We start from the raw sequence: 6,017 nt of genomic DNA on the forward strand, positions 1-6,017 counted from the left end.
GTCATTGGTCATTGGTCATTGGTCATTGGTCATTGGTCATTGGTCATTGGTCATTGGTCATTGGTCATTGGTCATTGGTCATTGGTCATTGGTCATTGGTCATTGGTCATTTAAGGCCGAGTTTAATTGGTAGTCATTGTTTTAAAAATTTCAAATAATCCACCAATGACTAATGACAGCGAAGCGAAATGACCAATGACAAGCGCAGCGATAATGACAGCAAAGCGAAATGACCAATGACAAGCGCAGCGATAATGACAGCAAAGCGAAATGACTATGGGGCAATCTTATAACTTTCCTTGATAACGGCCTCATTTACGGCTTTTACCCTGTTTAACTCCATCTTTTCAACAGCGCGATCGTAGGTTAATATGCCATTTACTTCATGTTCAACATCGGTGGTTTGGGTGTAGATGGCAACACTTAAACCTTTGTATTTCATTAGCTGTTCTACTTCATCCAGTAAAAACACATACCTATCGGTAAGGCGCGCTTTTGTTGGCTCATAATCATAGGCGTTGTTTTCTACCGGCCACATATGGTTGCGGACAAACAGGCCAACGCCGCCAAATTCGCCCAACGATGCCGCTCGATGCTCGTCGGGCACCGAGGCGCCGTATGGGCCTACATAGATATGGGTATCTACATAATCGCCATTGCCGGGATCGCCGTAAGCTTTCTGATACGACGGATTATTATTAAAGCCCGAATTGCCGTTAACCAGCCTGGACGGGTCGTATTGCTTAACCCAATTGGTTATATTTTTAACATCAAACGCGCCCCAGTTTTCATTAAACGGCACCCAGGTAATGATGGATGGCGAATTATAATGATCGTCCATAATCGCTTTCAATTCCTTCCGGAATTCCTTGCGGGTTTTAAGGGTATCTTCATTTTGATACCAGATGGCAGGCATGTCCTGCCAAACAAACAAGCCCATTTTATCGGCCCAGTAATAAAACCGTTGCGGCTCGGTTTTCATGTGTTTGCGGATAAGGTTAAAACCCGCATTTTTGGCAAAACTAATGTCAAATTTGAGCGCCTCATCTGTAGGTGCGGTCAAAACCCCATCCGGCCAGTAACCCTGATCGAGCAAGCCAAGCTGCATGATAAACTTTCCGTTAACCAAAGGACGGGCAACGCCATTAACCCTACCCAATTTTATATCGCGCATGCCGAAGTAGCTTTTCACTTCATCGGCAACGCTGCCATCGGTATTTTTCAGGGTGATCTTCAGGTCGTATAAAAAAGGATCGTCGGGCGACCACAGTTTAGGCGATTTAATGGGCAGGTAAAAGTAAGTGTCACCGGCTGATTCTGCTTGCGAAACTACTTTGCCGCCATCAAGCGCCACGGCGGTTAATTTTCCGTTACCCTGTGTATTTACCTGCACTTTTAGCCGGTTATTCGCCAAATCGGGCAGTAAACGAATGTTCTCAATATAGGTTTTGTTAACCGGTTCCAACCAAACGGTTTGCCAAATGCCCGAGCAAAAGGTATAATCGCCACGCGGCCCGCTTTTTCCTGATGGTACGCGGCCATCGTTTAAATCATACGCCGCCACAACCACTGTATTTTTGCCCGTTGTTAAAAAGGGCGTGATGTTAAAGCTAAAAGCATCATAGCTACCGGCATGTGCTCCCACCTTTTGCCCGTTTACAAATAAGGTGGCATGATGTGCTACGGCATCGAAATGAATGATTACCTGTTTATTTTTCCAACCGGTTGGCACCTCAAAACTACGGCGGTACCACATATTAATTTCCTGCTTACGCTGAATGCCGGATAATACAGATTCCGGACAGTAAGGAACACGGATTTTATTTACTTCGCCTGCAAATGATAATGGTTTTTCGGGAGCAAGCGCGTCTTGAACATTTTTCCCGCCCTGGTAATCCCACTGGCCATTAAGGCACATCCAATCGCTGCGCTGCAATTGTGGCCTCGGATATTCGGGAAACGGAACAGGGGCATCCATTGCCGCTTTTGTCCAGGCTGTGGGTAATAAAGCCTCCTGGGCAAATAAAACAGAACAACAAATAAAGGTAAAAAATAAGGATAGTAATAGCCGTTTGTTTTGGTTTTTAGTCATGGTTTATAGGTTTATATTGATGCTAAGCCAAACTTAAAATAATTTATTCGATTGGCTGTCCCTGTCTGTTCCACTATTTTCCTGGCGATATCAAATAAAAATGGCCAGCGAATAATCCGCCGGCCTAAAACCTTTTATTTAAAAATCATTGCTCCAAAACTAAGCTTTGCTTAGTTCAGCAAAATACTTATGGAACAGCGGGATAGTCTCAATCCCTTTATAGTAGTTAAAGATATCGTATTTCTCGTTGGGTGAGTGCAGCGCATCACTATCCAAACCAAAGCCCATTAACACTGTTTTAAGGCCAAGTTCGGCTTCAAAAAGGGCCACAATAGGAATACTACCGCCGCCGCGTGTAGGTATAGGTTCTTTGCCAAATGACTCGGTGATGGCTTTTTGAGCGGCTTTGTAGGCAATGCTATCGGTTGGCGTTACCGCGGGTTCGCCGCCATGGTGGGGCGTTATTTTTACCTTTACATTGGCTGGGGCTATGCTCAGGAAATGCTTGGTAAACAGTTCGGTAATCTGCTTAAATGTTTGGTTAGGTACCAGGCGCATGGATATTTTGGCGTGAGCCTTTGATGGTAACACCGTTTTGGCACCCTCGCCAATGTAACCACCCCAAATGCCGTTAACCTCTAAAGTTGGGCGTGTACCGGTGCGTTCAAATGTTGAGTAACCTTTTTCGCCCCAAAGCTCTGCAATATCAAGGTCCTTTTTGTACTCTGCCTCGTCAAACGGTGCATTATTAAGGGATTTACGTTCAGCCGGAGTAAGGTCAATTACCTCATCGTAAAACCCGGGAATGGTGATATGGTTATTTTCATCATGCATAGCGGCAATCATTTTACTCAAAATAGTAATAGGATTGGCCACCGCACCGCCATAAACACCCGAGTGTAAATCGCGGTTAGGGCCGGTAACTTCCACCTCTACGTAGGATAAGCCGCGCAGGCCGGTTTCTAATGACGGATGCTCCATACTGATCATCGAGGTATCTGATATCAGCACCACATCGGCTTTCAGTTTTTCTTTATTGGCCTTAACAAATATGGATAGGTTTGATGAGCCAACTTCTTCCTCGCCCTCAATCATAAACTTAATATTGCAGGGCAGGGTGTCTGTTTGCATCATCAGTTCAAATGCCTTTACGTGCATGTAAAACTGACCTTTATCATCGCAGGCGCCGCGGGCATAAATTTTACCATCGCGCACGGTGGGCTCAAACGGTGGTGTGTGCCATAGCTCGATAGGATCGGCTGGTTGCACATCATAATGCCCGTAAACCAGCACTGTTGGTTTAGCGGCATCAATTATCTTTTCGCCGTAAACAATTGGGTAGCCCGCTGTTTGGCATACTTCTACATTATCGGCACCGGCGTCGCGCAGCTTTTGGGCTACGTGATCGGCAGTATTTAAGACGTCGGCTTTGTATTTAGGGTCGGCGCTAACCGATGGGAAACGCAAAAGGGCAAATAATTCGTCGAGTAAACGTTGCCTGTGCTCATCAACATATTGCTTTATGTGCTGCATGGTATTTAGTTTGGCGCAAATATATTGATGTTTATTGATTTGGGCGAACGATGCGCCGGCAACAACAGGGCAAACGCATCTAATTGGGTTAACATAACTTAACACATTTCAGATAAAATATTTATAAATACTTAATAATCAATATTTTATATTTTATCATGGTTAACACTAAACTGATGACACATTTAGGCACATCAAAATATTTGTGCCTGTTGTTGGCCAATACAAGTTACTTCGGTAGCCGGACCATTTAACCACGATCAGCCAATAAAAACAAGGTGTCGTTTGAAGCTTAAATCGCTCATTCCATTGACTATTTAGATGCAGTTGCCCTGCCGGCGACAAGGAAAGTTTACAGAGTGGTAAATATTCGTGTAACTACCGCCCCTTTTTAAATACAAATTCCCCGAAATATCCAGGGAACGCAAAAGTGTTTTCATAAAAATCGGGCCGATACATTGAAAAGGTTGAAGAACACATCAACCTGCATCAGTTGAAGTAAAATTAATCGGCTGTAGCCAAATCAGCTTTGGGGCCATGACCAGCCTTGGCTGTGAACGATGCGGCTTCGGTTTTTGTTGTAACAGGCGCCGATTTGGTTTCTTTAGTACTTAATGAGTAGGCTGTAATTCCTGATGTTAATATGATGGCTATCGCGATGATGATCTTTTTCATGATGTTGTGTGTTGGATGTTTATAAAAACCGGTTTACAAAGCGATTGACTAGGCGGCAAAGTCTGCATTGCCTAAATCTCTTTTTGGACCACCGGTAAAATCAGCATTGCCTAAATCTCTTTTTGGGCCACCTGTGAAATCTGCATTACCCAAGTCTCTTTTAGGGCCGCCGGTGAAAGCAAAATCAGCATTACCTAAATCCCTTTTTGGACCACCTGTGAAATCTGCATTACCTAAATCTCTTTTAGGGCCGCCGGTGAAAGCAAAATCAGCATTACCTAAATCTCTTTTAGGACCACCTGTGAAATCTGCATTACCCAAGTCTCTTTCAGGGCCGCCGGTGAAAGCAAAGTCTGCATTACCCAAGTCTCTTTTCGGACCGCCTGTGAAAGCAAAATCAGCATTACCTAAATCTCTTTTAGGGCCGCCGGTGAAAGCAAAATCAGCATTACCTAAATCTCTTTTAGGGCCACCTGTGAAAGCAAAATCAGCATTACCTAAATCTCTTTTAGGGCCACCTGTGAAAGCAAAATCAGCATTACCTAAATCTCTTTTCGGACCACCGGTGAAATCTGCGTTACCTAAATCTCTTTTCGGGCCGCCAGTGAAAGCAAAGTCTGCATTACCTAAATCTCTTTTCGGACCACCGGTGAAATCTGCGTTACCTAAATCTCTTTTCGGACCACCGGTGAAATCTGCGTTACCTAAATCTCTTTTCGGACCGCCTGTGAAAGCAAAATCAGCGTTACCTAAATCTCTTTTCGGACCGCCTGTGAAAGCAAAATCAGCATTACCTAAATCTCTTTTTGGACCACCGGTGAAAGCAAAATCAGCGTTACCTAAATCTCTTTTCGGACCACCTGTGAAATCCGCATTACCTAAATCTCTTTTCGGGCCGCCGGTGAAAGCAAAGTCAGCGTTGCCTAAATCCCTTTTAGGGCCACCTGTGAAGTCTGCATTACCCAAGTCTCTTTTAGGACCACCTGTGAAAGCTGTTTGGTTAGATAATATCTCTGTTTTTTTATCTGCATTTACAAATGATGTAAGAATAGTGCTCAATGCTAATGCTGCTATGATTGATTGCTTTTTCATGATTTTTATTTGAAGGAAGGGGGATGTAATATTTTATTTGTTTTTAGATGCTATCGATGTATGTAATTAGTCGGCCTGGCCTAAATCTTTTCTGAAACCAGAGGTTGAAGGCGCAAGGGCTACGGCCTCTGGCGTTGCAGATTTTTTAACAGTAGTTTGCGATGATAAAATGCCGGTTGCAGTTGTTAAGCTCACAATGGTTATGATGATAAATTTTTTCATGTCGTTTTTAATTTTTTGAGTTTTTTTWATGTTTTTATTGATMATTTCAAATTTCAGTCGGCATTACCAAGGTCCCGGCGTGCGCTGTTTTCGTAAGAGTGCAGCGAAGCTGTTTCATGAGTTACAGTTTCCTTTTTACAAGAAAAGATTCCTCCGGTGAATAAAACTGCCAAGGTGATAGTGATAAATTTTTTCATGATCTTTTATATTTTYTGTACTTGTTATAATCTAATTCCGAATGCCTGTTTTGCTGTCCTGATAATCAGTCAGCATTTGCCAGGTCTTTTTTAAAGCCCGAATCAACCTTTGTAAAACCTGCGGCCTGTGGCTGCTCAGCTTTTTTTTGTGATATCAAAACCGCTGATGATAAAACTCCTGTGCTTGCTACAAGCAATGTTAAGAG

At 43.4% G+C, this 6,017-nt stretch carries 6 protein-coding genes; all 6 read right to left on the reverse strand.

The features are described 5' to 3' along the window. Positions 1-274: 274 nt before the first annotated feature. Positions 275-2,092, reverse strand: coding sequence for a glycoside hydrolase family 2 protein (locus AC1DV1_RS30990; protein WP_477368626.1), 1,818 nt, complete (start codon positions 2,090-2,092; stop codon positions 275-277). Positions 2,093-2,251: 159 nt separating this feature from the next. Beyond that, entirely contained in the window at positions 2,252-3,625 is a 1,374-nt protein-coding gene (locus tag AC1DV1_RS30995) for a dipeptidase (protein WP_477368629.1), read from the reverse strand. Between the two features lie 504 nt (positions 3,626-4,129). Next, positions 4,130-4,300, reverse strand: a complete 171-nt coding sequence (locus AC1DV1_RS31000; protein ID WP_477368632.1) for a hypothetical protein — start codon at positions 4,298-4,300, stop codon at positions 4,130-4,132. A gap of 48 nt (positions 4,301-4,348) precedes the next feature. Continuing rightward, positions 4,349-5,392, reverse strand: coding sequence for a hypothetical protein (locus AC1DV1_RS31005; RefSeq protein WP_477368635.1), 1,044 nt, complete (start codon positions 5,390-5,392; stop codon positions 4,349-4,351). A 66-nt stretch (positions 5,393-5,458) separates the two neighbouring features. Beyond that, on the reverse strand, positions 5,459-5,614 hold the full coding sequence (locus tag AC1DV1_RS31010) for a hypothetical protein (protein ID WP_477368638.1): 156 nt from the start codon (positions 5,612-5,614) through the stop codon (positions 5,459-5,461). 53 nt (positions 5,615-5,667) lie between these two features. Beyond that, entirely contained in the window at positions 5,668-5,811 is a 144-nt protein-coding gene (locus AC1DV1_RS31015) for a hypothetical protein (RefSeq protein WP_477368641.1), read from the reverse strand. Positions 5,812-6,017 lie beyond the last annotated feature (206 nt).

It is taken from the genome of Mucilaginibacter sp. P4_D1, assembly GCF_056401935.1.

What these genes read in the sequence shown, in the direction of transcription:
- AC1DV1_RS30990 (WP_477368626.1), bottom strand. Translation starts at nt 2,092, where the DNA reads ATGACTAAAAACCAAAACAAACGGCTATTACTATCCTTATTTTTTACC.
- AC1DV1_RS30995 (WP_477368629.1), bottom strand. Translation starts at nt 3,625, where the DNA reads ATGCAGCACATAAAGCAATATGTTGATGAGCACAGGCAACGTTTACTC.
- AC1DV1_RS31000 (WP_477368632.1), bottom strand. Translation starts at nt 4,300, where the DNA reads ATGAAAAAGATCATCATCGCGATAGCCATCATATTAACATCAGGAATT.
- AC1DV1_RS31005 (WP_477368635.1), bottom strand. Translation starts at nt 5,392, where the DNA reads ATGAAAAAGCAATCAATCATAGCAGCATTAGCATTGAGCACTATTCTT.
- AC1DV1_RS31010 (WP_477368638.1), bottom strand. Translation starts at nt 5,614, where the DNA reads ATGAAAAAATTTATCATCATAACCATTGTGAGCTTAACAACTGCAACC.
- AC1DV1_RS31015 (WP_477368641.1), bottom strand. Translation starts at nt 5,811, where the DNA reads ATGAAAAAATTTATCACTATCACCTTGGCAGTTTTATTCACCGGAGGA.